This is a genomic window from Granulicella mallensis (assembly GCF_014203225.1).
Lineage (GTDB): Bacteria > Acidobacteriota > Terriglobia > Terriglobales > Acidobacteriaceae > Granulicella > Granulicella mallensis_A.
In genome coordinates this window covers 233,471-260,360 of sequence record NZ_JACHIO010000007.1, presented here as the reverse complement: position 1 = coordinate 260,360, position 26,890 = coordinate 233,471, and the positions used below count along the sequence as shown (strand labels likewise).

Genomic DNA, 26,890 nt, shown 5'->3' with positions numbered 1-26,890 from the left:
ACTTCTGGTTGGAGTAATAAGAGGCAGCCCCGCGGAATCGTCAGGGGGAATCAGATTTTTGTAAGTCTCTGCTGCAATAGCAAAGGGCGGTTCCTAAAGAACCGCCCTGAGCCTCTATCCGTTGAAACTCTTACACAACCTGAACGTTCTCTGCCTGCCAGCCCTTGGGGCCCTTGACTACATTGAACTGAACGCTCTGGCCTTCCTGAAGCGAACGGAAGCCGTTGCTCTGGATGGCGGTGTGATGTACGAAAACGTCGTCGCCGTTAGCGCGGCTCAGAAAGCCGAAACCCTTAGCGTCGTTGAACCATTTAACTGTTCCCTGTTCCATTTGGTTTGTTCCTTTAATACGATGTACCGCTGAACGCAATTTGGAGTTGTTTGCTGTAAAGCAGTACGGCCAGAACAAGCAAGTAGACCAGATCGGATTCTACGATCTTTTTCAGTGTATCATCCTCATTCAAAAAGAGCGACATACCCCATTTTTTCTGCAAAACCTGCCGGCCAAGGAAAGAGCCAATAGCTCTCGCGCCGTCTGACCCGTTACACTGCCACCAACCAGCTGATTCTGTTTGACCATCGGAGCACGCCTTGGGCCGTTTTACCGGACTTCTCGGACTTATCGTTTTTCTCGGACTTGCCTATGCCTTCTCCACCAATCGCAGCGCCATTCGCTGGCGCACTGTGGGCTGGGGTCTCGGGCTGCAGATCATCTTCGCCTTCCTGGTCATCAAGTGGAGCTATGGGCAGCAAATCCTCAGCTCTGTCTCCGGCGTGATCACAGGCCTTCTGGGGCACTCCGCCGACGGCTCCTCACTCGTCTTCGGCGCTCTCGGCAATCCGAAGAGCCCACTCAGCATCTTCGCCTTCGCCGTGCTGCCCACCATCATCTTCGTCAGCGCCTTTTTCGCCATCCTTTACCACATTGGCCTGATGCAGCAGATCATCAAGGCTGTCGCCTGGATCATGCAGTTCACCATGGGAACCTCCGGCGCCGAGTCCACCAACGTCGCGGCCAGCATCTTCATGGGCCAGACCGAGGCTCCGCTCACCATTCGCCCCTTCCTCGCCGGGGCCACGCGCTCCGAGCTGATGACCATCATGACCTCCGGCATGGCACACGTGTCCGGCGGGATCATGGCAGCCTACATCCTCTTTGGAATCAACGCCAAAGACCTTCTCTCCGCCGTCATCATGACCGCTCCGGGCACTATCCTCGTAGCCAAGATGCTCGTCCCGGAGACCGAAGTCCCCGCCACCCAGGGCACCGTCAACATGCCGCCCAGCGAGGAGCACAAGGACGAGAATTTCATCGGAGCCATCGCCCGCGGCACCATCGACGGCGGCCAGCTGGCCTTCAACGTCGCCATCATGCTGATCAGCTTCGTCGCCCTCGTCGGCCTCTTCAACGCCATCATGCTCGGCATCTCGAACGCTGCATGGACAGTGCATCTGCCGGGTACGAACCACGGCATCCCCTTCCCTCACTCGCTGAACAACGTTCTCGGCGTCGTAGGAGCACCCGTAGCCTGGCTCATCGGCATCCCCTGGCACGAAGCCCGTACCATCGGCAACCTCCTCGGCACCCGCACCATCATCAACGAGTTCCTTGCCTTCAATGAACTGGGCAAGATCAAGGCGGTACTCTCCCCCCGCACCTTCTCCATCGCCACCTTCGCCCTGTGCGGCTTTGCCAACGTGGGCTCCATCGGCATGCAGATCGGTGGTATCGGAGCCCTGGTCCCCAACCGCCGCAACGATCTCGCCAAGCTCGGCCTGCGCGCCATGCTCGCCGGAACCATGGCCAACCTGATGTCCGCCAGCATCGTTTCCATGCTGATCAAGTAGTTCGCTTGGTATCCTGTTCGTGCGAGGTGAAGGCCATGACAGTTGAACTAAGCCCCGATGATCAGAAGAAAGCGGAAGCTCTTGTTGCTGCTGGCCGCTTCGAATCCATATCGGACGCACTCCATGCCGGGCTCAAAGCCATTGAGGAAGATGATGAGTGGCAGGATTATGCTCGCGATCGTATCGCCGCAGGTCTGGAAGACATTGAAGCCGGACGTACGAAATCGGCTGAAGAGGTTTTGGCAATGATGCGCACATTCAATCAGAAGAAGGCCTGATGCAAGTCCGTTTCGCCGAAACAGCAGAACGAGATCTTATCGAAACGCTCGCCTATTATCAGGCTCCCAGTGCAATGGGCGATGGGTTCAACGCAGTCATTGCCCTTGCCATCAAGCATCTCACCGAATGGCCATACACAGGACATCGTCGAAGGGATCTAACCAAAGCGAACGTTTGTTTCTGGTTCGAAGATCCCTATCTCCTCGTCTTCCAGGTGAGCGGCGAAACTCTATCCATTGTGGCGGTTCTGCACTCCCGTAATGTCGCCCGCATTCTCCGTCAACGCCTGAGAAAATCTCGACCGACCTCATGACCGACCAATACACCCTTTGCTCCGCCGCTGCCGGGCACATTCGCTCGCTCCATGCCGCCAAGCCGACCCTCGGCATCATCCTCGGCTCGGGCCTCGGCAACTTCGCCTCGCAGGTAGAAGACGCAACGACCATTGCCTACGCCGACATCCCAGGCTGGCCGCTCTCCACCGTGGCAGGCCACTCCGGCAAGCTCGTGCTCGGAACCATCGGCGGCATCAACGTCGCGATAATGCAGGGCCGCGTTCATGCCTACGAGGGCTACTCGATGGCCGAGGTCACCTTCCCCACACGCGTTCTCGGACTGCTTGGCTGCACCGGACTCATCGTCACCAACGCGGCAGGCGGCATCAACAAGAGCTACGGTCAGGGAGGCCTCGTCTGCATCTCCGACCACATCAACCTCACCGGCACCAACGCGGCGCTCGGACCGAACGACCCCCGCTTCGCCTGCTCCCCTGCCAATGGTCAACGCTTCTTCGACATGAGCACCGCCTACTCCGCGAGCCTGCGCCAGATCGCACACGCCGAGGCCGCAAAGCAAAACATCCCCTTGCCGGAAGGCGTCTATCTCGCCGTGCTGGGCCCCAGCTACGAGACCCCCGCCGAGATCCGCGCCTTCCGCACGCTCGGCGCGGACCTCGTCGGCATGAGCACCGTGCATGAGGTCATCATCGCCCGCCACATGGGGATCGAAGTCCTCGGTCTCTCCCTGGTGACCAACATGGCAGCAGGCGTGCTCGATCAAGCCATCAACCACGAAGAGGTCATGGAGACCGGCAAACGCGTCGAAAAGCAGTTCACGGCGCTGGTAAAAGCACTCATCCCGCAGGTCGCCGCGCAAATCGCATGATTCAACCCATTTCAATTAGATAACCTGCTCTGCCTCTCCCTCTGCTTTTGCTTTTCTAGTTTGTCATTCCCGCAGGCAATCTGCTTTTGCTTTTGCTTTTGCTCTTGCTCTTGCTCTTGCTCTTGCTCTTGCTCTTGCTCTTGCTCTTCTGGTTGTCATTCCGAGCGCAGCGAGCGAACCTGCTTCCTCCCGTTTTTCGCTCATGCTCCCAGAAAGCCTGCGCGTAATCCAAAAATCCAAAAGAAGGTAGCCTCTTCTTTTCGATTTACCTCAAGGCCTTGAAATCAATGGCCACAAACCTTCACGCAGCGTCTCTGCTGCAAAAGCCGGCTACTCACGGATACACTCGTGTGAAGACCATGCAGGAATCCGACCGGCAACTCAGCCTTCCCCAACGACCCATCATCCTCGGCATCGCCGGCTGCTCCGGCTCCGGCAAGACAACGCTCGCACGCGAGCTTGCCTCCCAGCTCGAGGCCACCATCTTCCCGCTCGACCTGTACTACCGCGACCTCTCGCAGATTCCCCTTGAATTACGCGATAAGGAAAACTTCGACGACCCCGACTCGCTGGAGAGCGAGCTCTTCGTCGAACACCTTCGCAGACTGGCCGCGGGCCAAACGATCCAGCGACCGGTCTATGACTTCACCCATCACACCCGCGTCCCAGGAGCCTTCGACTCTGTCTCCCCAGCACGCTTCCTTATCGTCGAAGGCATTCTCGCCCTGCACTATCCGGAGCTTCTGCCGCTCTACGACTTCAGCGTCTACGTGAACGCGCCGAACGAGATCTGCCTCAACCGTCGCATCTACCGTGACATGCGCGAACGTGGCCGCACGGAAGAGAGCGTCCGTGCGCAGTTCGAAGCCACCGCCCAGCCCATGGCCGAACGCTACGTCCTGCCCTCGCAGGCCCACGCGAATCTCATTGTGGAAGGCACCGAAGACCTCGACTGGTCCATCGAACAGGTCCTCCGCGAACTCCACAAAAGGGGGTTGTTGCAGTAGCGAAGAGGTAACAGTCCGGGCACCCTATCTTCAATGTGCGCCTGATAAGCACCGACATCAACATCCGATAGAGCACAGAGGCTCAAACGACCACGGGTACAAGCCCAAAGGGGCGGCATATCCCAACCCAGGGTGGTGACGCAAAGCGCGCCACAAACATTCGCATCGTGCTCTGCGTCAAGGGTGGAGGCTTTATTCACGTGGTTCCAGATCGCCCATCCAAAGCGAATGTGCGTTTCAGTCACCCATCAGTTGGGAGGACTTAGGTTACGTGATTTGCTGCAAGCACCGCCGCTGTAGCCACTCTTCCGCAAAATTAATTCGGGATCGTCCCCGTCGATCACATCACGCATCGCCTGATGCTTATCTGTGGCAGCTTCGTAATAGCATTGCCAGATGCGCATGCCCTCCCAGTAGCCGACTTCGAAAGGCCAACCTGGTGGCGCTGAATTGTAGTTCTTGATCCACCTGTGAAGAGCCTCCGTCGCGGTTTTGGGCGAGGCTTTGCTTACCTGCGGCTGAGTTGCCAGCATGTCTTCCTGAAACTGGGCCCACAAGTCCGCCTCACGTTGAGCAGCCCAGGTCGCTCGTTGCGGCCCTGGTATTTCGCCCGTTACGACAGAGGCGACGAAGTCAGCCCCACCTTCCGTTAGAACACTCGCCAGCAAAGGAGATGCTTCGGAGCCCGTCGGATCTTTTTGAAGGGTATGAACTGTTTCATGAGCGAAGAACCGCCGAAGAGTAGTTCTCAGACCGTCAGGCGTATCGCTACTCATCTTGCAAACGACTTCCAGCCCCAGAACCTGTGCATTGGGTCCAGCCGTACCGCCGGAATTACCAGCGCCAAATACAACGTAGATTTGCGGAAGAGATTTATCGGGGTACAGTCCGTGCATCGCGAGATAAACTGCTCTGAGGTCGGCGTTGTATTGCTTCAAGCGAGGCAGGCAATCCTGAATTGCGTGCTCGTACGAAGATTTATCGCTCGCAATTGCCTCCGCCAAATGTGCTGCGTTTTGTATGCGGTAGGGCGTAAAGACAGCAACACCATACGAAGCTTTATCTAGATAATCTTTCTGAAGTTGCTCGGCGGACGGGTTTCCGTTGGTGGCGGTGAACAGCCTCGCGAAGCGCTCTGCGTCTTCAGTATGGATCGTAGCCGTCAGCGGATCGGCAGGAGGCGGCGGTGTAGGATCTTCGGCGAACGCAGAAGTGCGAACACAGAAAGTAAAGACAAAAGCCAGAATATAGGTCAAGCGTCGCGTCGAGGGTTGCACGATCTACCTTTCGTGGAACAAACGTTGAGTAAACATCTAGGCAAAAGGACTGCGCGGGTAACCTGACGGTGAACTTCGGAAATGCTGTATTCCCGCAGTCTACAGTTTGGGGACAGGCTCATAGGCGTCATTTGAGACTTTGAGGGCGGGCTAAACACGGCATTCGCAATGGGCAGTCGTTTTCGCGTCCATGAACCGTTATGAGCAAGCTGCAGTGGTGGCCCGACGAGTTTCGTAACACCCTCGATAGGTCGCCCCTTCAGGCTCTATCTTTTCTGGGGGCCATAACCCAGGGTTCCAACGACACGGCGAGCAAAGTACGCTCACCAGCCGCCTCCACCCTTGACGCGAGCGCGATGCGAATGTTTGTGGCGCGCTTTGCGTCACCACCCTGGGCTGGGATATACCGCCCCTTCGGGACTCTAATCTGTGGCCGTGTGAGCTTCTGCGCTCCATTTTGTGTTGATGCATCCGTCAAGAGATGCACGCCAAAGATGAAACACTGGCTTTACAGCCACCACCGTAAAAAGCAAAACGGCAGAGCCCAAAGGCCCTGCCGTCTTCTAAACCCTGAGCCCTAAACCCTGGGCCCTTTGCCTTACGCCGTTACCGGCTCCACCAGCACCTGAGCAAACAGCTTGCCCGTGCGCTCTGCAAATCCATTCTTATGGTAGGCATACGCAGCGATCAGCGGGAACGCGATCGTCGCCTCGGCGAACACCATCTGCTCATAGGTCAGGTCGACCTTGCCCCACGAGCTGGCTTCCTTCAGCGTCGAACCGGAGAGAGCACCGTCGCGCGCATCGGCTACCGTGATCTGGATAGCGTACTTGTGCATCGAAGCCTCAACACCGAGAATGTCCGCCGCAACCACAATATCCTGCGCAAAGTTCTTCGGTACGCCGCCGCCGAGCATCAACAGGCCGGTCGTCGGATTCGCAATCTTCAACTGCGTCAGCTCGTAGAAGTCCTTGGCCGAGTCGATCGAAACCACCGGCTTGCCGCGGCGCGCATGCTGATGCGCCACCAGACCAAAGCCCGCGGAGCAGTCCGAGAACGCCGGGCAGAAGATGGGCACGTCTTTTTCGTAGCACGCCAACACGATCGAGTCGTTGTTGCCGTTCTCCGGCGTGCGGCCGTTCTTCTTCAGGTAAGCGCCCATCTCGGCGATGAACTCGCGCGAGGAGTAGGGCCGCGTCTCCAGGGAGTTCGTAATCTTCTCGGTCGCGGCGTCGCAGATGCGCAGCTCGTCCTCGTCGATGAACGTGTCATAGATGCGATCGATGGCCAGGTCGCGAAGCTCGGCATCGCCCGCACCGTACTTGTACTCTTCGCCTGCGATGTAGTGCCGGTAGCCGAGCGCCTCAAAGAAGTCCTGATCGACGATGTTGGCGCCGGTCGAGACGATCGCGTCGACCATGTTGTTGCGCACCAGGTCGACGATGACCTTCTGCAGGCCGGCCGAGACCATCGAACCGGCGAGGCAAAGGATGACACCGCATTCGGTATCGCGCAGCATCATGTCGTAGATGCTCGCTGCACGCGCGAGATCGCGCGAGCTGTAAGCCATGGATGCCATGGCATCGACCAGCGCGACAACGTTGTGCTGCTTGATGTCGATGTGTTGGATCTGAGCTTGGAGGAGTTCTTTTTTCGTAGGCATGTTGACTATCAGAATATCGTGTTTGAGCCAATATCGATAAGGATTTCTGTGAATTTCACGGAAACAGCCAGCAGCGCCTATCTTCCCTATACAAGGTTCAAATACCAGCCCCTGTTTTCAGAACACAACTGCCTGAAATCGAAGAACTTCGCGCAAAATAAAGGGGATACCCCATCCTGAAATCTGAATGAAGCATCGAAGACCTCGTCTTAGACCACAACCGAGCTCGATGCACGCATAGCTTCTGTTTCATCTCCCCACAGAATCGTCATCCTGAGCGAAGCGTCCCAGCTTTTGGGGACGCGTCCGTTCGGCTACGCTCAGGACCGAAGGACCCCGAGGTTCACCATCCTGCCCATGCCCTTCACCCCTTTTCTACCTCGAACGCTCGAGCCCGGGCTTTCGTGCTGGAAAAGGTCCCGACAGCTCGGGTGGGGTCAAGCCCCTCGGGGTCCTTCGACTCCACCCCTCGCAAAAGGCGCGAGGCGCTCCGCTCAGGATGACGCCTCTGGGGGTAGACAAAATAGGTAATCTGCCAGGCATCTCCCCAACCCCAAAGGGGCGATCTATCTCAACTGCACGATAGGTCGTCCTCGGCCGTCTTCTAAACCCTGAGCCCTAAACCTGGGCCCTTTGCCTACTTCAAAAAGCTCTCCACCGCTGCGTCAAACTTCTCCGGCTGGTCGTACATGATGAAGTGCCGCGAGTCGTCGATCCGCACTAGCTTCACATTCGGCATCGACTTATAAGAGTCTTTCACCAGCGCTTCATACTTCACCGGATCAGGCTGTTGCAGGCTGGCGTCAATCGCATACAGCATGAGTGCAGGCGTTTTGATCGTCACCACATCGCCGCGCAGATCGGTCTGCAGGTCTTCCACCATCGCGTTCACCATCACGGCGCGGTCGGTCGTGCCTGAGCTTGCCGCCACCAGCTTCTGCGCTTCGGGATTTTTCACCATCTGCGCAGCCATGAGCGGGGCCATCATGTTGAATTGGGCTGCAGGCATCGCCAGTATCTGCTTTCCCATCGCATCCGCCTGTGGCTTGATATTCGCCACGGTTGCCGTTGGATCGACCAGCACTGCGTAATACGGCAGCGCGTCCACGATGACGATCTTCGCTACATCGCCCGGATACTTGTCCGCCAGCATCAACGTCAGCAACCCGCCCAGCGAGTGCCCTATCACCACCGGGTGTATCTTGCCCGCGACGATATAGCTATGCAGCTCTTCGACGATAGGACCCAGCATCGGCCCGCTCATATTCGGTCCCGAAGGCGCACCGGCGAAGCCGTCCACCTGTACCAGGTGCAGCCGGTAGTTCGGGGCCAGCAGCTTGGCCTCCGCGTCCCAAACCGCACGCGAACTTGAGAGCCCCGGAATCAAAATCACATCGGGCTTGCTCGCGGTTCCCTGATCCACAACCGTAAAACGCGTTGGCGTAAAAGATTTCGGCCCCTGGGCATGCGATGGCGCACAAAGCAGGGCGATACCACCGAGAACAAAGGCCAGCATAACGAGAACACGAAAGATTTTCATGATTTGATTCCCTTCATTAGGATGGAAAAATTCGTTATAAATTGCGGCGCTGCTTGTGTAGAGCTAAGAACATCGACGCAATATAAGTGAGCAGGCCCGCGATGCGAAAGATATGGTCCCACGGCCTTTCATTCACCACATACTGGGCCATGATGAAGAACAAAATAGCGATATAAGCCAGGCGCAACTCAGTAGACCACTTGCGGTTGATGCTTATCATTTCCATTCTCCTTAGCCTGATAGGTTCATAATTCGGTCGTTAGTGGAGCGTGTCAGCAAAGCGACCTGACATTTGTCACGCGTCGTCTTCGAAGATCTCTTCAATCCGCTGGCTAAACAGCCGCGCAATCCGAAACGCCAGCGGCAGCGACGGATCGTACTTCCCCGTCTCGATGGCGTTCACCGATTGCCGCGAGACCTCCAGCCTGTCCGCCAGATCGGCCTGCGACCACCCTTTCTCCGCCCGCAAGACTCGCAGCCGGTTATTCATCGGCAGGCACCCGGTTCGACATGCGGTACGAGATCTTCGCGGCCAGCATGAATCCCCCGAACACAAAAAGCTCACAAAACGGAAATAACTGCCCCTTCCAACCGAAGAGGCGCAGGTAGCCCGAAAACAGATGCACGATCATCATTCCTGCGGTTCCCCATAGAAGACAGCGAACGGCGAGATCACGCTTATACCCATCCTTTTCGTCCCGCAGATATTGGCCCATCAGCGACATAACACCAAGGACCGGGAGCACCGGCAGGACCGCCAGCATCCATAGCACGACACCTGTAGGGTGGATCCGATCGGCAACATAACTGGCTGCCGGAAACAAGACCAGGTATCCGGCCAGAACCATAAAACTGGTCTTCCTGTACTTCCGTGCTGCGGGACTTAGCATGTCTTGTCTCCTTGTCCTAATGACAAGCTCACTTTACGTAAGGTTTCCTTGTCATGTCAAGCCACCTTGTCTAAAAATTTCCAAACTCATTTGGTTTCCCGCTCGCACATGATTAGGCTTGGAACTGATATGAACGTGAACTTCGCCGAACGCGCGCACAATCACAACTGGAAACTCGACCCGATCGTGCGTTCGCTGCTCGACACGGACTTCTACAAGCTGCTGATGCTGCAGTTCATCTGGAAGAACTTTCCCCAGGTTTCGGTAACCAGCGAGATCCACAACCGCACCTTGAAGGTGAAGCTCGCCGAGCGCATCTCCGCCGACGCCCTGCGCGAGCAACTGGAGCACGTACGCGGCCTGCGCCTGCGCCGGTCCGAACTCGTCTGGCTGGCCGGCAACACGTTCTACGGCGTGCGCCAGATCTTCCAGCCCGCCTTCCTCGACTGGCTCGAGCACGACTTCCGCCTCAGCGACTACGAGATCCACGAGCACGACGGCCAGCTCGTTATCCGTTTCTCGGGCCTGTGGACCGAGGTCACCCTGTGGGAGGTCTATTCGCTCGCCATCGTCAGCGAGATGAAGACCCGCGCCGCCCTGGCCGAGCTCTCCGAGATCGAACTCGACGTCCTCTATGCGCGCGCCAAGACGCGGCTCTGGAACAAGATCGAAAAGCTGCGCGCCGTCGAGGGCCTTCGCCTCTCCGACTTCGGCACCCGCCGCCGCCACAGCTTCCTCTGGCAGGAGTACTGCGTGCAGGCAGCCGCCCAGGCGCTCAACACCCGCAATGCCATTCACACGACGGATCGCTTCAGCGGAACCTCCAACACCGCGCTCGCCTACAAGCACGATCTCGAAGCCATCGGCACCAACGCGCATGAGTTGCCCATGGCGATGGCCGCCATGGCCTCGCGCGGCTCGGATGAAGAGCTGCGCGCCTCGCAATATCAGGTGCTCGAACTCTGGGCAAAGAGCTACGGCAACGAGCTGCTCATCATGCTGCCCGACACCTTCGGCACCACGCAATTTCTGCAAGGCGCGCCCGACTGGGTAGCAGGCTGGACCGGCGAACGCATCGATTCGAAAGATCCCTTCGTCGCCGGCGACGAGTACATCGCCTGGCTGGTGCAGCGCGGCCAGAACCCGCGCACCAAGCGTCTCATCGCGAGCGACGGCCTCGACGTCGACACTATCATCAGCCTGCACGAGTACTTCAACGGCCGCATCCGCTTCAGCGCCGGCTGGGGCACCCTGCTGACCAACGACTTTCGCGACTGCCACCCACGCGGCGAAGATACCTTCGAGCCGATCAGCCTGGTGTGCAAGGTCACCAGCGCGGACGGCCGGCCCACGGTCAAGCTCTCGGACAACGCCAGCAAGGCTACCGGGCCCGTCGAAGAGATCGAGCGCTATCGCAGAGTCTTCGGCAGTCCTGTGCCGGCAGAAGAACCAGTGCTGGTGTAGCGGTCACCATCACTGTTGCTGTTGCCCTTGCTTTTCTGGCTTGTCATTCCCGCAGGGAATCTGCCTTTGCTTTTGCTTTTGCTTTTGTCGTTGCTCTTGCCTTTCTGGTTGTCATTCCGAGCGCAGCGAGCGAACCTGCTGTCTCCCGTTCTTTGTTCGTACCACCTAGAAATCGCACATAGGAACTAAGTGGCATAGCTTGTACCGGCATGGGTTAAAAGCGGGAGAAAGCAGATTCACTCGCTTCGCTCGGAATGACAAACCAGAAAAGCAACAGCAACTCCATTAACACCTCATCCGTATACTGCCCATTATGCAAAAGCTCTCCGCCTTCACCCGCGTCGCCGTCGCGACTTCCCTCCTCAGCGTCCTCGCCGCACAGCCCGCCTGGGCCTGGGGACGCGACGGTCACATGATGATTAACCGTCTCGCCGCACAGTATCTGCCGTCTGACGTCCCCGCGTTCCTGCGCAACGGTAACGCACTCGACACCATGGAGTACCTCGGCCCCGAGCCCGACCGCTGGAAGGGCCGCAACGAAAAAGAACTCAGCGACACCCAATCGCCCGACCACTTCTTCGACTACGAAGAGGCCATCTACGCGGCAACTCCCTGCGCAGAAGGCACACCCAACTGCATCGCCGGTTATAGCTTCCCCAAAGAGCGTTACGACTTTCTCCGTGCGCTTGCCGCCGCGCAGCCGAAGCACCCAGACGTCGTACTCAAAGAGAACGTCGGACTGCAGCCCTGGCAGGTAGAGGAGGTCTGGCAACGCCTGAAGACCGACCTCCGCGAGTACCGTAAGCTCGTCGCCGCCAACAAGGACACCGCACCCGTTAAAACAATCATCCTCTTCGAAGCGGGCTGGCTCGGCCACTATGTAGGTGACGGCTCGCAGCCCTTGCATACGACCATCCAGTACAACGGCTGGACCGGCCCCAATCCCAACGGCTACACCACCGACCACAAGATCCACTCCCTCTTCGAGAGCATCTACGTCTCAGCGAACGTCAAGCCTGCCGACGTTGCTCCACTGGTCGCCGCAACCCAGCCCAAACCCATCGATGATGAGTGGACCAGCTATCTCAACTATCTGCGCCACACCAACAGCTTCGTCGAAAAGACCTACCAGATCGAGAAGACCGGCGGCTTTACCGAAGCGGGCACACCGGAAGCCAAAACCTTCGCCGAGGAGCGCCTGGCCGCCGGAGCCATCGAACTCCGCGACCTCATCTACTCCGCCTGGATCCACAGCGCCGATCCGGTGGAGGAGTATCACGGACCTCAGTAGGGCAGAGTGTAGAGAGTAGAGGATAGAGTGTAGACGACAACCTACCATATCGAACCAGCAGCGACCCAGCCCCAAAGGGGCGGTATATCCCAGCCTGGGGCGCAAGCCCCAGGTAACGGATCGGATGATGGATGAGGGCTGAAAGCCCGATATATCTCGCCAGTGCAGACGAGATATGCCGGGCCTTCTGCCCTCGATTTGTTGTGTGACTTTGTCCCTGGAGCTTGCGCCCCAGGCTGGGATATGTCGCCCCTTCGGGGCTGAGTTCCGTGCCACTTCATAGAGTAGAGAGAACGGCGTTTAGGGTGCTCTCTCTACACTCTATCCTCTACTCTCTACACTCTATCCTCTACTCTCTACACTCTCTGATCTACTCTCTACCCTCTGATTTATCCTTCCCTCATGTCCATCGACGCACCGCTCAACACCCCCGGCCACCTCTCATCCCCCGATAAACTCGTCAATCTGCCGCGTCTCGTGGCAGCGTTTTACGCCGGCCATCCCAATCCGGAGGACCCGGCGCAGCGTGTCAGCTTCGGCACCAGCGGACATCGCGGATCGTCGCTGACCACCAGCTTCAATTACGCGCACATCATTGCCATCACGCAGGCGATCTGCGAGTTTCGTGCGGAGCAGAAGACCGACGGGCCGCTCTTCCTCGCCAAGGACACGCACGCTCTCTCCGAGCCCGCATTCATCGCCGCGCTCGAGGTGCTGAGCGGCAACGGCGTAACGGTCATGATCGACAAGGATCTCGGCTATACACCGACCCCCGTGCTCTCGCACGCGATCCTGGAGTACAACGGCAGCGGTGCCAAAGAGCGTGCCGACGGCATCGTCATCACACCCTCGCACAACCCACCCGAGGACGGCGGCTTCAAGTACAACCCACCCAACGGGGGCCCCGCGGACACCAGCGCGACCAAGTGGATCGAGAACCGCGCCAACGAACTGATCGCGGCCAGGCTGCAGGGCGTCCATCGCCTCTCCTTTGCGAAGGCCCTCGCTGCGGAGACCACGCACCGCCACGACTTCATCACTGCGTACGTCAACGACCTCGCAAACGTCATCGACTTCGAAGCCCTGAACGGCACGGGCCTCAAGCTAGCGGTCGATCCACTCGGAGGCGCGGGCGTCGACTACTGGCCGCGCATCGCCGAGCAGTACAAGCTGCCGCTCGAAATCCTGAACCCTTACGTCGATCCCACCTTCCGCTTCATGACCCTCGACTGGGACGGGCGCATCCGCATGGACTGCTCCTCGCCCAACGCGATGGCCAGCATGATCGCGAACAAGGACAAGTTCGATGTGGCCTGGGCCTGCGACACCGACCATGACCGCCACGGCATCGTCACGCGCTCCTCAGGCCTGCTCAATCCCAACCACTACCTTGCAGTCTGCATTCAATACCTCTGCACGCACCGGCCCCAGTGGTCGGCACAGGTCGGCATCGGCAAAACCCTGGTCTCGTCGAGCATCATCGACCGCGTAGCCAAAGGCCTTAATCGCCCAATGCTTGAGGTACCGGTAGGCTTCAAGTGGTTTGTCGACGGACTGCTCGAAGGCAAGCTGGGCTTCGTCGGCGAAGAGTCCGCGGGCGCAACCTTCCTGCGCCGCGACGGCACCGTCTGGACGACCGACAAGGACGGCCTCATCCTCGGACTGCTCGCTGCCGAGATGACCGCCCGCACCGGCAAAGATCCCGGCCAACACTACAACGAACTCACCGCCAAGTACGGCTCCCCCGTCTACCAGCGCATCGACGCCGCAGCCACCAAGGAAGAAAAAGCCAAGCTGTCCAAGCTTTCTCCGGAACAGGTCACAGCAACCACGCTGGCCGGCGAACCCATCACCGCAATCCTCACCGAAGCGCCCGGCAACAAGGCCAGCATCGGCGGCCTGAAGGTCACCACCGAAAACGGCTGGTTCGCCGCACGCCCCTCCGGGACGGAAGACGTCTACAAGATCTACGCCGAAAGCTTCAACGGCGCAGACCACTTGAAAGAGATTCAGGCTGAGGCTAAAGCACTGGTCAGCTCTGCTATCGCCTAGAGCGTGTCATCAAACTACTTCTCAGGATACTGAGTGGATGCCAGCCCCAAAGGGGCGACATATCCCAGCCCAGGGTGGAGGCGGCTGGCGAGCGCTTTTGCTCGCCGTGTCGCCGGAACCCTGGGTTGCGGCTCCAATGAAGTTAAAGCCCTGAAGGGGCGACCTATCGCGGTTGCACGATAGGTCGCGCTTACAGCGCTCAATCTCATTTACCACTTGCCCCAGGGTTCCAGCATTGCAGCGAGCAAAAAACGCGTAGCAAATCTATCTTCAAAATAGACTTACCCCGGCGTCCATCCGGAAAACTTACTTCCCATCCGTAGGCGCAGCCTGCGTCGGCACCGTGGCAGCGGCCTTTGCCGGAACTCCGATCACATCCGGCCCCAGCTCCACCCTCGTGCGCACAAGGTTATCGGCGACGATCCGCCCGAACACCGCCTTGCCCTTATCGTCCAGATGAGTCCGGTCGAGCCCTGACTTGCCCTGCTCGGCCCGCGCGTCCTCATGCCCCACCGCATTGAAGGTGTCCGCATCCGCCTGCGTGCCCTTCGCCAGCACGGCTGTCGAAAGCGAAAGCAGGTCGATGAACGTCACGTCCTCTTCCTCCGCCACACGCCGTGCGGCGTTGGCATAGAGCCGCAGGTCGTCGTTCGAGGGCTTGCCATCCTTGAACGTCCTCCGCGCCAGAGGTGAGAGCACCACCGGCACCGCGCCAATCGCCCGAGCCTCCGCGATGTACTGCCGAATCTGCGCCGCATAGGTCGTCTCCGGATCGGTATGACGCTTCTCATCAGGCTTCTCGTCATTGTGCCCGAACTGGATCAGGTAGTAGTCGCCCTTGTGGTCCAGAGCCTTCTTCCATGCACCCTCATCGCGAAAGCTCTTCGTGCTGCGCCCATTCAGCGCGTCGTCGATGCACGTAATGTTCTTCGTTATCACTGCACAGAAGCCCGGCCCCCAGCCGCCTTCGGTCGCTACCGTGGAGTCGCCCACCAGCACAATCGTTGCAGGCCCACCGTTGATGATGCGCATCGCCTTCTCCCCCTCGGGAGGAAGCGCCGCAGCCTCAGGACGCACAAACTTCTTCAGCGAAGGCACGGCCTTCCCCAGATCGACGGCCACCATGCGCCCGAAGACATAACTCCCCGCCCAGTCCAAATGCGTCTTGTCGAAGATCGTCTTGCCGTCCGTGTCCTTCTTGGTGATCGCAAGCTTGTCTCCCTCGGCCTCGCCCACCTTGTCCAGGTAAGCGATACTCTCGTTCTGCAGTTCGATCAACGGAACCTTCATCTCGCGCGCCACGCCGCGCATCGCTTCGCTGTACTCCTGCAGATCGGAGTGGACCTTGCCGTCCGCGCCAAAATATCGCCGCGTCAGCGGAGTCACCAGCACCGGCGTAATCTTCGCCGCCCGAGCCTCAGTCACATACCGCTTCAGATTCTCGATGTACTGAGGCAGCGGCACCTGCCGGGGCAGATGCTCGGCTGTCACGAAGTCGTTATGCCCAAATTGGATCACCATGTAATCCGGCTTGGTGGCGAGTGCGCGATCCCACAGACCCAGTTCGCGAAACGTCCCCGTACTGGCTCCGCCGCGCGCCATGTTCACGCAGTCCACCTTTGCCGTAAAGTTAGCGCAGAACCCACGGCCATAGCCCGCGTTGTTGGTCTGTGTCGAGTCTCCAATCAGCTCGATCCGCACCGTCGTTCCCGGCTTCCGTACCGCGGCAGTCGCTGCATCGAACGCCCGCGCCGGATCCCCCTGCGCCCACACCGCACTTCCCCCAGCCAGCATCGTCCCAACAGCTAAAGCCGCTATCCACCGCACACTCATCTCGTGACCTCGCCGATGAGTGTACAACCTGTCATACAGCTTTGGCTTTCCTGCCTCCCCGCTGACTCGCTGACTTGCTGACTTGCTGACTTGCTGACTCGCTGACTCGCTGACTCGCTGACTTGCTGACTTGCTAATCCCAATCTTGACACCGCCCCTCCACCCAGTTAGGCTCTAAACCTGATGAAGCAGATCCACACCGCCGCCCTCTGTTGCATGTGTTGTCGCATGCCGCGCTGTTGCGCCGGTGTCTGTTTGCTCTAAAGCGAAGCGGCTAAAAGCCTTCGCCCCAGGCTCAAACCACCCACGCACAGCTCTCCCGAGCAGCGTGGGTTTTCTGTTTCTGAGCCCACGATCTCCTTCCCTCACACGCTGAAATGCATCCTGCAGGAGTTATCCATGGCCCCCCGCTTCCAGACCTCCAAAGCCGTCGCCAACATCAAGCTCGCCTTCAATGCCGATGTCGTCGCCATCGCGATTGCCCTGGCGTTCGCCGCGCTGATTCGACTGAACATCATTCACCACATCGGCTGGTAACCCTTTTTGTCCGCTCAAACCATCTCGTTGCCCCCCAGTACCGAACGACCCTCGCGCCCCCAGCAGATACTCGCGTTGCTGCCGGGAACGCTGCTTCTCTTCGGTATCGGTGTCGCAGGCAAGGGATTGGAGAGCCTCGGCGCCTGGCTCCAATCGGCGCACCACATCCCCTTCCCCCGCATCGAGTATGTCCTCTGGGCCATCATCCTCGGCCTCCTGATCTCCAATACCATCGAGCTGCCGCACATCTTTCGCGTCGGCGTCGCCACCTATGAGTTGTGGCTGAAGCTGGGCATCGTCCTCGTCGGCGCAAAATTCCTCATCGGCGATGTCATGCACCTCGGCGGCATGTCCCTGGTGCTCGTCTTCATCGAGCTGATCTTCTCGCTGACCGTGATGACGCTGCTCGGCAAGATCTTCAAGCTGCCGCCCAAGCTCACCTCGCTGCTCGCCATCGGCAGCTCCATCTGCGGTGTCACGGCCATCATGGCCGCACAGGGCGCAATCGAGCCCGACGAAGAAGATACCTCCACCGCCATCGCCGCAATCCTCACCCTGGGCGCGCTCGCCCTCTTCACCTTCCCCGCCATCGGCCATGCGCTGCATCTCGGCCAGCAGAGCTACGGCATCTGGACCGGCCTCGCCGTCGACAATACCGCCGAAGCCACCGTTACCGGCGCACTCTACGGAGACGAAGCTGGACGCTTCGCCATCCTCTCCAAGACCGCGCGCTCCGCCTTCATCGGCTTCGTCGTTCTGGGCTATGCCGTCTACTGGGCGTCGCAGGGCCAGGCTACCCGCGTCGAGCGCAAGGCACTTTTCCTCTGGCAGAAGTTCCCCAAGTTCATCCTGGGCTTCGTCGCCATCTCGCTGCTGGCAACCAGCGGCTTCTTCACCTCCTCGCAGCTCACCTCGCTTGGCAACCTCTCCAAGTGGGCCTTCCTTCCGGCCTTCGCAGGAGTCGGCCTGCGCACCAAGCTAAGCGACCTCATCAACCAGGGCTGGCGTCCGATCCTCGTCGGCGTACTCGGTGAGATCTTCATCGCCCTGGTCACACTGGGAATGGTCTTCGCGGTCTACCACCACGGAGGCATGAAATGACAGCTCACACCGTCCTCATTGCCTCTACCTCAATCGCGTTCGTCTCTGCTGTTGCCGTTGTCTTTCTGGCTGTGATTCCAAGCGCGGCAAGAAACCTGCTCTCCGCCGGCACGACCGATACCACCGAGTCGAAAGCCACCAAGGAAACGTGTAGCTGTTGTTGTCGCCGCTAGTCCGCGCGAGAACCAGAACACCTCTCGATTCACCATCCCTATAAAAGCGACCCTGCACCCCCAGCAGGCGCGTCCCTCACACCTCTTCAGGAGCCCCATGCAAGTCCTTCGCCTCATCCCTTTCCGCACCCGCACTTTGATTGCGGCGCTGTCCTTCGTTCTTTTCGCCATCGCCTCACAAGCTCAGGTCGTCGGCGGCACGATCTCAGGTGTCGTCACCGATCCCTCCGGAGCCGTGATCCCCAACGCCCACGTCCTCATCCACAACGACGACACCGGCACCCAGCGCGCCCTTACCACCAATGGCTCAGGCTCCTACTCAGCGCCTTCTATCCCCGTCGGCAGCTACACCCTCTCGGTCGACGTCTCCGGCTTCGCCTCCTACAAGCGCACCGGAGTCCAGCTCACCGTCGGTCAGTCGCTCGACCTCACGCTCAAGCTCGCCATCTCCGGCAGCGATACCGTCAACGTTGAAGACACGCCCTCCGCCGTCAACCTCTCCACCGAATCGACCTCCGGCCTGGTCGACTCGCGCCAGGTCAAAGAGCTTCCGCTCAACGGCCGCAGCTACGATCAGCTCATCACGCTGAACCCCGGCACCGTGAACTACACCAACCAGCGCTCCGGCGGCGTCGGCACCTCGAACTCTTCGGTCGGCAGCATGTTCGCGGTCTCCGGTCGCCGCCCGCAGGACAATCTCTTCCTCCTCAACGGCATTGAGTACACCGGGGCCTCGCTGATCAACGTCACCCCCGGCGGCACCTCCGGCCAGCTTCTCGGCATCGACGGCATCCGCGAGTTCAACGTCGTCTCCGACAGCTACTCCGCCGCCTACGGCAAGCGCGACGGCGCACAGATCTCCATCGTCACCACCTCCGGCACCAACAAGCTCCACGGCGACGTCTACGAGTTCCTCCGCAACAGCTTCTTCGACGCCCGCAACTACTTCGACGGCCCCCGCATCCCCGAGTTCCAGCGCAACAACTACGGCGCAGCCCTCGGAGGCCCGATCAAGAAGGACAAGCTCTTCCTCTTCGGCAACTACGAGAGCTACCGCCAGAACCTCGGCCTCTCCCTCGTCACGCTGGTACCCGACAACCAGGCCCGCCTCGGCTTCGTTCCCAATGCCAAGGGCGTCGAAACAGCAACCAAGGTCAGCCCCATCTCCGCGCAACTGCTGAACCTCTGGCCCGTGCAGAACGGCCCTGAAGTCCTCACCAATGGCCTGCTCACCGGCATCGGACAGTTCATCGGCACCGCGCCGCAGCACATTCGCGAAGACTTCGGCACAACCCGCTTCGACGCCAACCTCACCCCCAACGACCTGCTCTTCGCCGTCTACACCGTCGACGACTCCGCCGATCACACCCCGACAGCCGATCCCTACTCCATCGTCGACGAGGCCCTGCGCGAGCAGGTATTGAGCGTTCAGGAACAGCACGTCTTCTCACCGCGCCTGCTCAACACCGCACGCGTCGGCTACTCCCGCGCCAGCTTCCTCTTCCTCGGCTCCCTACCCTCCGATATCCAGGCCGTGACGCCAACCTTCATCCCCGGCAAACCCACCGGAGCTGTCGTCATCTCCGGTTCCACCGCCTCGAACGGAGCCTCCTCCATCACCGGTGCAGGAGCCAACGTCGGCGCGAACAACGCCATCACACGCAACCTCTTCACCTTCGACGACCATATCTTCTACTCCATCGGCAAACACCAGATCGAAGCCGGCGTCTGGATACAGCGTCTTGAGTCCAACGACAACCTCGCGCAGGACCAGTTCGGCCAGGCCTCCTTCGCCTCGCTCACCAGCTTCCTGAACGGCACCATCAAGACCTTCACCTACGCTCCCAATCCGACCGAGCTCGGCTGGCGCGCTCTCTTCGCCGACGCCTACCTCGAAGACACCTTCCACGTCACACCACGCGTCGAGATTCGCGCCGGCTTCCGCAGCGAGTCCTCCACCGGCTGGAGCGAGTCGCAGGGCCGCGCAGGCGTCTACAACTTCACCAACGGCATCATCAACACCAACCCCAGCGTGCAGTCCAACGCCATCAATAACAACCAGGCCCTCTTCCTTCCCGAACCTCGCCTCGGCGTCGCCTGGAACGTCTTCGGCGACGGCAAGACCAGCCTCCGCGCCTCGGTGGGCCTGCACCACTCACTGCTCGACGCCCTCGACTACCGCCTCGACCAGGCCGCTCCGTTCAACACGGTCTACTCCTACTCGAACAGCACCGTCGCCGCTCCCACGGGCGTAGCGCCACAGGTATCGCCCTCCACGGTAGACTCCGGCATCGCCACCCCGGCGCTGCTCTCCTACTCGCTGAAGATCGAGCAGCAGCTAGCTCCCGGCACCTCGCTCACCGTCGGCTATAACGGCTCGCACAGCTACCACCAGATCCTCTCCGGCGACCTCAACGAGCCCGCCTTCACCGTGCAGCCCGATGGCACGATCTTCTATCCCACCACCACCAAGGCCAATCCCGCGCTGGCCAACACCACCTCCTGGTGGGCGGGCGGTTCGGGCAACTACAACGCGCTCGTAGTCGACTTCCGCCGCGACTTCGCACATGGCCTGCAGTTCCGCGCCAACTACACCTGGTCCAAGAACCTCGACGACGGCTCGGCCTGGAACACCTCGGTCTCCGCCAATACACCGGCCTTCGTCGAAGTACCTTCCCTCCCCCACCTCGACTACGGCCCTGCCGCAACGGACATCCGCCACCTGGCGGCCTTCAACGGCACCTACGAGCTGCCACTGCTCGAACTCGTCTCTCGCAACTCGCATCTCGTACCTGGACGCACCCTCAAGGCCACCCTCGGCGGCTGGTCGCTCTCCACCATCGCCAACCTGCAGACCGGCTTCCCCTTCTCGCCGCAGCTCGGCTACAACCCCACCGGCTCAGGCGACTCACGCAACCCCGTCCGCCCGAACGTCAACCCTGCGTTCCGGGGTTCGCTCTACACCCACGGCACCACGTCCCAGCGAGTGGCCCAGTTCTTCAACCCCAACGCCTACTCCGCTCCCGCCTTCGGCACGGTCGGCAACGCCGGCCGCGACAGCCTCACGGGCCCCGGCTACGCCGACTGGGATCTCTCGCTGCTGAAATCAACGCAGCTAACCGCCTCGACACGCCTGCAGTTCCGCGCCGAGTTCTTCAACGTCCTGAACCACACGAACCTGCAACTGCCGAACGAGGTCGTCTACTCCGCCGGCCCCACGCAGGGCACAACCGCCAACCAGACAACAGCTCCCGCTCTAGGCTCTCCCGGAGTCATCTCGGCAACCGCGAATACCAGCCGCCAGATACAACTCGGATTGAAGTTGCTGTTCTAACCAACGCACAGCAAAAACAAGAGGCTCGCCAACCAGCGAGCCTCTTGCTTTTGCCTTTGCCTGTTTGTTTCTGCCGTTGTTTGTTTTTCGTCGTCATCCTGAGCCGTAGGCGAAGGACCCCCGCATTCTGCACGATGCCTATCGGAGCGCCTACCGCCCCGACACCTTCGCAAAATCAATAAACGCCCGCGCAGGATCGGTATGAATCAACTTCACATTCACCTTGTCGCCGACATCCAGCCCATCTTCTCCCTGCACCACACGCCCCTCGAACGGCGGACGAATCACCCGCACATACACGCCCTTGTCCGACGCGCCCGTAACCACACCCGGGAACACCTCTCCGATACGCGACGACATCGCAACCGCCGCCACACGCTTCTGCATATCGCGCTCGATCTTCCGCAGCGCCTTGTCCGCCTCGTTGCAATGCTGGGCAATCGCAATGAGCTCGGCATCGCTATAAGGCGCAGGCTCGTTCGCAGCCATCGCATGCAGCACACGCTGCGTCACCAGATCAGGAAAGCGCCGGTTCGGTGCAGTCGAGTGCGTATAGTCACGCGCCGCCAGGCCAAAGTGCCCCGTAGGATCGTCGTCCGGACGCATCAGCAGGTACTCGCCCGGCCCCATCAGCTTGATCACCGCAACGGCCAGGTCGGGATAGTGAATCGAATCCGTCCGCCGCTGCTCTTCGAGAAAGTTGTTGAGCTGAACGGAGTCCGGCACGGTGGGCAGGGAGCCTCCGTGCTGCGCGGCAAGCGCCACGATGCGGTCCCACCGCTTCGGAACGATCACGACGCGCTGCAGGCCGGAGCGTCCGCCCTTGCGCAACGCCCGAGCCATCACGCCATTCGCCGCGACCATCAGGTCTTCGATCAGGTTCATCGCGCGGTTCTGCGTCGCCTCATGCACGTCGATCACGCGGCCATCCACCACGACCGGATCGGCCTCCGCCTTATGAAATTCGAGCGCACCGTTCTTGACGCGCGCCTCATGCAACGCCTGCGCAGCCTCATCCTGCAGCTTCAACTGCTCAACCAGCCAGTCCTGCGGAAGCGAACCCGAGTCCAACTGCGCCTCATCATGCTCCCGCGCACTGTCCGACCGCAGCGACATCACATCGTTGTCCACCTTGCCCGCCGCTGTATTTTCCAGCCACGGTCCCACGCGTGAGTACGCCAACTGCGCGCGGTTCCTCACCAGAGCGCGCGACACGGACTCGTCGAGCATCTGCCCCTCGGGTCCCACGGTAAAGCTCATCATCACAGCCTGGCGGTCGCCGTTTTCGTTCAGCGATGTGAGACCGGTTGAAAGCTCCAGCGGCAGCATCGGAAAGTTCTTTACCGCGGTATAGATGGTCTGCGTCTGGTCCTGGGCATGCTTGTCGATCGGCGAGCCCTTCTCGATCGCGGCAGCCACATCGCCAATCGCGACGCGCAGCTTGATCCCTCCAGCCACGCGCTCGGCAACTTCAATCTGATCGAGGTCCTTCGACGTATCGTTGTCGATCGACGACCACCCCAGCGCGCGAAGATCTTCGACTCCTGCCACGGGCTTCAGAGTCGCCAGCTTTGCCTCCGTCGCCGCAAGCTCCTCAGCTACGCCTGCACCAAACTCCGGCTTGAAGCCGGCGGCGTGCATCTCATCCAGCGCCGCAGACGCCAGATCGAACCCATGGCCGCCGTGCTGCTGATGATTTCCATTGTGCTGATCGTTGTGCTGCGGAGGGTGGCTCTCGGAATGGCCATGCTGCTGTTGATTGCTTTGCCTGTGGCGATCATGTTCGGACATGCCCCGCAGACTATCACGCAGAGATGAGGATGGGTTTAATGGAACGAACAGATCGAGACTTGCGCGATTTGCCGTTGTCGTTGTCGTTGCTTTTGCCTTTCTGGCTTGTCATTCCCGCAGGGAATCTGCTTCTGCTTTTGTCGTTGCTCTTGCCTTTCTGGTTGTCATTCCCGCAGGGAATCTGCTTCCGCTTTTGTCGTTGCTCTTGCCTTTCTGGCTTGTCATTCCGAGCGCAGCGAGCGAATCTGCTTCCTCCCGTTTTTTGCTGGTGTCGTCACGAATGCCAGGGTCTGTCATCAAATTGCTTTTGGAGTGAAGTCGGACAGGGCAAACAGTTGCTGAGGCGCAGACCGGAAGGGCAGGGTTTCAACCCTGCCACAAATGATTTCGTTCAAAGGCCATACCTTTCTGCCGAAGGCGGGAGTGGAGCCCGCAGGGCGCAATGACTGAATTGCCTTCTTTAGTCGTGGCGAAACCGCTCACCCCGGCCACGGATACATCCCTGGCGAGCCCTGCACAGTCTTGGCGGTACCGAAAAAGCAATTCAGTCGCTGCGGCTACGCCTTCGCTCCGGCCTTCGGCAGAATGGAAAAAGATAGCGCCCAGTTCTTGCGGCCTGGCTGAAGCCAGGCCCTTCGGGTTCGTGCTTCAGCAAACCGTTTGCCCCGTTCGACTTCACCCCAGAAGCAATTTGAGGACAGACCCTATGCAACGCTGAAGCATCATTTTGATATTTGTCTGGATTTTCTGGGTAGTTCAAACGAAGAACGGGAGGAAGCAGATTCGTTCGGCTTCGCCTCGGAATGACAAATCCAGAAAAGCAAGGAAACGTAGAACCTAAAGCCCTCATTCCGCGAGGCAAAAGGATCTCAGCCCCACAACTCACACGTCGCTCTTCAGGTTCGAAATCCCGCATTAATGCCCGAATATCGAACACCCATTCCAAACGCTATAGCGAAAGGTCTAGCATAGATAGTGTCATGCCGACGAAGACGCCCACCCCATCGAAGCCTTCCACCTCAGTCAAGACCACTCCCGCAAGCAACAATGGCACCGCAGCGACCACGCGCGAAACCACCTTCGACATCTTCCGCCGCTGGGGTTATCTGCAGGCCTCGCTCGATCCACTCGGCCAGTATCTTCCGCCCGAACCCTTCCCGACTCCTGCGCCCGATGGCGCGGACTCCGAAGAAGCGCGCCGCTATTACTGCGGCTCCATCGGCGCGGAGTTCATGCACATCCCTTCGCCCGAGAAGCGCGCCTGGATCCAGGAGCAGCTTGAGCGCGACCTGCCGGCGGCAGACACAGCGCGCATTCTCACCGGCCTCATCCGCGCGGACATCTTCGAACAGGTCATCCAGCAGCGCTATCTCGGCACCAAGCGTTTCTCGCTCGAAGGCCTGACGGTCCTCATCCCCTTCCTCGACCAGGTCTTCACCACCTCTGCCGACAACGGCGTCACTCGCTCGGTCTTCGCGATGAGCCATCGCGGACGCCTGAACGTCATGGTGAACACGATTGGCCGCGCCTCGGAAGAGGTCTTCACCAAGTTCGAAGACGTTGACCCGCGCAGCACCATGGGCGGCGGCGATGTGAAGTATCACACCGGCGCTACCGGCGACTTCATCACCCCCAACGGCAAGAGCATCCACCTGCACCTCGCATCGAACCCAAGCCACCTGGAAGCCGCCGACCCGGTCATCATGGGTCGCGCACGCGCCTATCAGGAGCGCATCGGCCAAGCCGGACGAGATCAGGTGCTGCCGCTCATCATCCACGGTGACGCGGCCTTCGCGGGCCAGGGCATCTGGGCCGAGACGCTCAACCTCGCCTCGCTGCATGGCTATAACGTCGGCGGAACGATCCAGGTCATCGTCAACAACCTGCTGGGCTTCACGGCACTCCCCGAGGAGTCCAACTCCTCCCGCTTCTCCAGCGATCTCGCCAAGCGTCTGCCGATCCCCATCTTCCACGTCAACGCCGAAGATCCCGAAGCAGTCGCACGCATCGCCGTGCTGGCCGCCAACTATCGCCACACCTTCGGCTCCGATGTCGTCGTCGATCTCATCGGCTATCGCCGCCACGGCCACAGCGAAGTCGACGACCCAACCGTCACGCAGCCACGTCGCTACGCCCTCATCAAGGACCATCCTCCGCTCTATAAGCTCTATGCCGAGAAGCTGGGCGTAGATACCACCGCTGAGATCACTGCGGTACAGCAGGAGTTCCTCGAAGACCAGAAGAGCGCGACCCACGCCGAGCACAAGCCGACGATGCACACGCTGCCCGAGTATTGGGCCCCATACTACGGCGGACGGCTGCGCGTGGATGACAATCCCAACACAGGCCTTGACGCCGCCGAGATCACCGCTCTGACCAAAGCCATCACGACTGCGCCCGAGGGTTTCCACCTGCACCCCAAGGTGAAGAAGACCGTCCTCGACCAGCGCATCGAGATGGGCGAAGGCAAGAAACCCTTCGACTACGGCACCGCCGAACTGCTGGCCTATGCCTCCCTGCTCAAGGCCGGCACCCCCGTCCGGCTTACCGGGCAGGACTCGCAGCGCGGCACGTTCAACCAGCGGCACTCCGTGCTGATCGATATCGAGACCGAGGTCCGCTACTCGCCGCTCAGCAACATCGCTCCGAACCAGGGCCACTGGGAGGTCTACAACTCCATGCTCTCCGAGGCGGCCTGCCTAGGCTACGAGTACGGCTTCTCACGCGACTTCCCCGAAGCGCTCACGCTGTGGGAGGCTCAGTTCGGCGACTTCGCCAACGGCGCACAGATCATCATCGACCAGTTCATCGCTGCCAGCGAAGCGAAGTGGGGGCTGCTCTCCGGCCTCGTCATGCTGCTGCCGCATGGCTACGAAGGCCAGGGACCGGAGCACTCCAGCGCACGCATGGAGCGCTACCTGCAGCTCGCCGCACAGGACAACATCCAGATCGCTCAGCCCTCAACCGCAGCCCAGTACTTCCATCTGCTGCGCCGCCAGGCCCTGCGCAAGTGGCGCAAGCCGCTGATCGTCTTCACGCCGAAGTCGATGTTGCGCCACCCGGACGCAATGTCGAGCATCGCCGACCTGAGCAAAGCCTCCTTCCAGAATGTGCTGCCGGACAACGAAGTGCAGAACCCTCGCCGCCTGCTGGTGTGCTCCGGCAAGATCGGCCACAACCTGCGCGTCGAGCGCGCCAAGCGCAATGACATGAGTGTTGGCATCGTCTTCGTCGAACAGCTCTATCCCTGGCCCGAAACAGAGTTGAAGGCCGCCCTCGACCAGCATCCGGACGCGACCGAGATCGTCTGGGTCCAGGAAGAGCCGGCCAACATGGGTGCTCTCTCCTTCGTGCAGCCAAGACTGAAGCGCGTGGCGGGAGATCGCCCCGTCCTGACCGTGAAGCGCACCGCCAGCGCCAGCCCCGCAACGGGTTCCGCAAAGGCCCACGAGATGGAAGAGAAGACGTTGATCGACCTGGCACTGGGACATGGGCTGTAGCCGGAAGCTGGCAAAGAACATTCGCCCGTCTACACTTTCGAACAGACTCAGCCTCGCGCCATCACTCCGTACCCATAGAAGTGAATGGAGCGAGGCTGTAGCGAAGTGGCATAACACTGAGCCCCAAAGGGGCGACGCCATACCAG

The 26,890-nt window shown here is 60.0% G+C and carries 22 protein-coding genes; 13 read left to right on the top strand and 9 right to left on the bottom strand.

Translation table 11 applies throughout. From position 1 onward, the window contains the following. Positions 1 to 130: 130 nt before the first annotated feature. Complete coding sequence (locus HDF15_RS10325) at positions 131 to 331, bottom strand: cold-shock protein (RefSeq protein WP_014264310.1); 201 nt, start codon at positions 329 to 331, stop codon at positions 131 to 133. A gap of 260 nt (positions 332 to 591) precedes the next feature. On the opposite strand from HDF15_RS10325, the gene HDF15_RS10320 reads away from it, so the two are divergent. From HDF15_RS10320 to udk, 5 genes are all read left to right on the top strand, one after another. After that, complete coding sequence (locus HDF15_RS10320; protein WP_184255219.1) at positions 592 to 1,848, top strand: NupC/NupG family nucleoside CNT transporter; 1,257 nt, start codon at positions 592 to 594, stop codon at positions 1,846 to 1,848. 35 nt (positions 1,849 to 1,883) lie between these two features. Further along, complete coding sequence (locus HDF15_RS10315; RefSeq protein ID WP_184255218.1) at positions 1,884 to 2,126, top strand: hypothetical protein; 243 nt, start codon at positions 1,884 to 1,886, stop codon at positions 2,124 to 2,126. Next, the gene (locus tag HDF15_RS10310) at positions 2,126 to 2,440 is read left to right on the top strand and encodes a type II toxin-antitoxin system RelE/ParE family toxin (RefSeq protein WP_184255217.1); all 315 of its coding nucleotides are present in this window, start codon (positions 2,126 to 2,128) and stop codon (positions 2,438 to 2,440) included. Before HDF15_RS10315 ends, HDF15_RS10310 begins: the two co-directional genes overlap by 1 nt. Further along, positions 2,437 to 3,291: a purine-nucleoside phosphorylase gene (locus HDF15_RS10305; RefSeq protein ID WP_184255216.1), complete on the top strand. Its 855-nt coding sequence runs from the start codon at positions 2,437 to 2,439 to the stop codon at positions 3,289 to 3,291. The genes HDF15_RS10310 and HDF15_RS10305 overlap by 4 nt, the downstream gene beginning before the upstream one ends. Positions 3,292 to 3,578: 287 nt before the next feature. After that, positions 3,579 to 4,298 (top strand): uridine kinase, encoded by a 720-nt coding sequence (gene udk, locus HDF15_RS10300; RefSeq protein WP_184255215.1) that lies wholly within the window; start codon positions 3,579 to 3,581, stop codon positions 4,296 to 4,298. 248 nt (positions 4,299 to 4,546) lie between these two features. On the opposite strand, the gene HDF15_RS10295 is transcribed toward udk, so the two are convergent. From HDF15_RS10295 to HDF15_RS10270, 6 genes are all read right to left on the bottom strand, one after another. Further along, positions 4,547 to 5,554 (bottom strand): hypothetical protein, encoded by a 1,008-nt coding sequence (locus HDF15_RS10295; protein ID WP_184255214.1) that lies wholly within the window; start codon positions 5,552 to 5,554, stop codon positions 4,547 to 4,549. Between the two features lie 619 nt (positions 5,555 to 6,173). After that, positions 6,174 to 7,238, bottom strand: coding sequence for a 1,9-bis(guanidino)-5-aza-nonane synthase (locus tag HDF15_RS10290; protein WP_184255213.1), 1,065 nt, complete (start codon positions 7,236 to 7,238; stop codon positions 6,174 to 6,176). A gap of 637 nt (positions 7,239 to 7,875) precedes the next feature. After that, positions 7,876 to 8,778 (bottom strand): alpha/beta fold hydrolase, encoded by a 903-nt coding sequence (locus HDF15_RS10285; protein WP_184255212.1) that lies wholly within the window; start codon positions 8,776 to 8,778, stop codon positions 7,876 to 7,878. Positions 8,779 to 8,812: 34 nt separating this feature from the next. Next, entirely contained in the window at positions 8,813 to 8,998 is a 186-nt protein-coding gene (locus HDF15_RS10280; protein ID WP_184255211.1) for a hypothetical protein, read from the bottom strand. Between the two features lie 75 nt (positions 8,999 to 9,073). Continuing rightward, a complete protein-coding gene (locus HDF15_RS10275; RefSeq protein WP_184255210.1) occupies positions 9,074 to 9,268 on the bottom strand; it encodes a helix-turn-helix transcriptional regulator in 195 nt (64 codons plus the stop codon). Continuing rightward, positions 9,261 to 9,668 (bottom strand): hypothetical protein, encoded by a 408-nt coding sequence (locus HDF15_RS10270; protein WP_184255208.1) that lies wholly within the window; start codon positions 9,666 to 9,668, stop codon positions 9,261 to 9,263. The genes HDF15_RS10275 and HDF15_RS10270 overlap by 8 nt, the downstream gene beginning before the upstream one ends. 129 nt (positions 9,669 to 9,797) lie before the next feature. Here HDF15_RS10270 and pncB point away from each other — a divergent pair, with 129 nt between their 5' ends. The 3 genes from pncB to pgm all read left to right on the top strand — a co-directional run bounded on the left by pncB (position 9,798) and on the right by pgm (position 14,475). Then, a complete protein-coding gene (gene pncB, locus HDF15_RS10265) occupies positions 9,798 to 11,132 on the top strand; it encodes a nicotinate phosphoribosyltransferase (protein ID WP_184255206.1) in 1,335 nt (444 codons plus the stop codon). Positions 11,133 to 11,445: 313 nt separating this feature from the next. Continuing rightward, positions 11,446 to 12,423 (top strand): S1/P1 nuclease, encoded by a 978-nt coding sequence (locus HDF15_RS10260; RefSeq protein WP_184255204.1) that lies wholly within the window; start codon positions 11,446 to 11,448, stop codon positions 12,421 to 12,423. Between the two features lie 402 nt (positions 12,424 to 12,825). Further along, a complete protein-coding gene (gene pgm, locus HDF15_RS10255; protein ID WP_184255202.1) occupies positions 12,826 to 14,475 on the top strand; it encodes a phosphoglucomutase (alpha-D-glucose-1,6-bisphosphate-dependent) in 1,650 nt (549 codons plus the stop codon). A 306-nt stretch (positions 14,476 to 14,781) separates the two neighbouring features. Here pgm and HDF15_RS10250 read toward each other — a convergent pair whose 3' ends face one another. Further along, positions 14,782 to 16,308, bottom strand: a complete 1,527-nt coding sequence (locus HDF15_RS10250; RefSeq protein ID WP_184255200.1) for a GDSL-type esterase/lipase family protein — start codon at positions 16,306 to 16,308, stop codon at positions 14,782 to 14,784. A 399-nt stretch (positions 16,309 to 16,707) separates the two neighbouring features. On the opposite strand from HDF15_RS10250, the gene HDF15_RS10245 reads away from it, so the two are divergent. The 4 genes from HDF15_RS10245 to HDF15_RS10230 all read left to right on the top strand — a co-directional run bounded on the left by HDF15_RS10245 (position 16,708) and on the right by HDF15_RS10230 (position 21,453). Then, a complete protein-coding gene (locus HDF15_RS10245; RefSeq protein ID WP_014264291.1) occupies positions 16,708 to 16,845 on the top strand; it encodes a hypothetical protein in 138 nt (45 codons plus the stop codon). A gap of 6 nt (positions 16,846 to 16,851) precedes the next feature. Then, positions 16,852 to 17,946, top strand: coding sequence for a YeiH family protein (locus tag HDF15_RS10240; RefSeq protein WP_184255198.1), 1,095 nt, complete (start codon positions 16,852 to 16,854; stop codon positions 17,944 to 17,946). Then, positions 17,943 to 18,119, top strand: coding sequence for a hypothetical protein (locus HDF15_RS10235; protein ID WP_184255196.1), 177 nt, complete (start codon positions 17,943 to 17,945; stop codon positions 18,117 to 18,119). Before HDF15_RS10240 ends, HDF15_RS10235 begins: the two co-directional genes overlap by 4 nt. 97 nt (positions 18,120 to 18,216) lie before the next feature. Beyond that, a complete protein-coding gene (locus tag HDF15_RS10230; RefSeq protein WP_184255194.1) occupies positions 18,217 to 21,453 on the top strand; it encodes a carboxypeptidase-like regulatory domain-containing protein in 3,237 nt (1,078 codons plus the stop codon). Between the two features lie 150 nt (positions 21,454 to 21,603). On the opposite strand, the gene HDF15_RS10225 is transcribed toward HDF15_RS10230, so the two are convergent. Further along, positions 21,604 to 23,244, bottom strand: coding sequence for an RNB domain-containing ribonuclease (locus HDF15_RS10225; protein ID WP_184255192.1), 1,641 nt, complete (start codon positions 23,242 to 23,244; stop codon positions 21,604 to 21,606). 980 nt (positions 23,245 to 24,224) lie between these two features. On the opposite strand from HDF15_RS10225, the gene HDF15_RS10220 reads away from it, so the two are divergent. Continuing rightward, positions 24,225 to 26,744, top strand: coding sequence for a 2-oxoglutarate dehydrogenase E1 component (locus HDF15_RS10220; RefSeq protein ID WP_184255190.1), 2,520 nt, complete (start codon positions 24,225 to 24,227; stop codon positions 26,742 to 26,744). The last annotated feature ends 146 nt before the right edge of the window (positions 26,745 to 26,890 follow it).

Coding starts and splice junctions, on each gene's coding strand:
- HDF15_RS10325 (WP_014264310.1), bottom strand. CDS start 331: ATGGAACAGGGAACAGTTAAATGGTTCAACGACGCTAAGGGTTTCGGC.
- HDF15_RS10315 (WP_184255218.1), top strand. CDS start 1,884: ATGACAGTTGAACTAAGCCCCGATGATCAGAAGAAAGCGGAAGCTCTT.
- HDF15_RS10310 (WP_184255217.1), top strand. CDS start 2,126: ATGCAAGTCCGTTTCGCCGAAACAGCAGAACGAGATCTTATCGAAACG.
- HDF15_RS10305 (WP_184255216.1), top strand. CDS start 2,437: ATGACCGACCAATACACCCTTTGCTCCGCCGCTGCCGGGCACATTCGC.
- udk (WP_184255215.1), top strand. CDS start 3,579: ATGGCCACAAACCTTCACGCAGCGTCTCTGCTGCAAAAGCCGGCTACT.
- HDF15_RS10290 (WP_184255213.1), bottom strand. CDS start 7,238: ATGCCTACGAAAAAAGAACTCCTCCAAGCTCAGATCCAACACATCGAC.
- HDF15_RS10285 (WP_184255212.1), bottom strand. CDS start 8,778: ATGAAAATCTTTCGTGTTCTCGTTATGCTGGCCTTTGTTCTCGGTGGT.
- HDF15_RS10280 (WP_184255211.1), bottom strand. CDS start 8,998: ATGATAAGCATCAACCGCAAGTGGTCTACTGAGTTGCGCCTGGCTTAT.
- HDF15_RS10275 (WP_184255210.1), bottom strand. CDS start 9,268: ATGAATAACCGGCTGCGAGTCTTGCGGGCGGAGAAAGGGTGGTCGCAG.
- HDF15_RS10270 (WP_184255208.1), bottom strand. CDS start 9,668: ATGCTAAGTCCCGCAGCACGGAAGTACAGGAAGACCAGTTTTATGGTT.
- pncB (WP_184255206.1), top strand. CDS start 9,798: ATGAACGTGAACTTCGCCGAACGCGCGCACAATCACAACTGGAAACTC.
- HDF15_RS10260 (WP_184255204.1), top strand. CDS start 11,446: ATGCAAAAGCTCTCCGCCTTCACCCGCGTCGCCGTCGCGACTTCCCTC.
- pgm (WP_184255202.1), top strand. CDS start 12,826: ATGTCCATCGACGCACCGCTCAACACCCCCGGCCACCTCTCATCCCCC.
- HDF15_RS10250 (WP_184255200.1), bottom strand. CDS start 16,308: ATGAGTGTGCGGTGGATAGCGGCTTTAGCTGTTGGGACGATGCTGGCT.
- HDF15_RS10245 (WP_014264291.1), top strand. CDS start 16,708: ATGGCCCCCCGCTTCCAGACCTCCAAAGCCGTCGCCAACATCAAGCTC.
- HDF15_RS10235 (WP_184255196.1), top strand. CDS start 17,943: ATGACAGCTCACACCGTCCTCATTGCCTCTACCTCAATCGCGTTCGTC.
- HDF15_RS10230 (WP_184255194.1), top strand. CDS start 18,217: ATGCAAGTCCTTCGCCTCATCCCTTTCCGCACCCGCACTTTGATTGCG.
- HDF15_RS10225 (WP_184255192.1), bottom strand. CDS start 23,244: ATGTCCGAACATGATCGCCACAGGCAAAGCAATCAACAGCAGCATGGC.
- HDF15_RS10220 (WP_184255190.1), top strand. CDS start 24,225: ATGCCGACGAAGACGCCCACCCCATCGAAGCCTTCCACCTCAGTCAAG.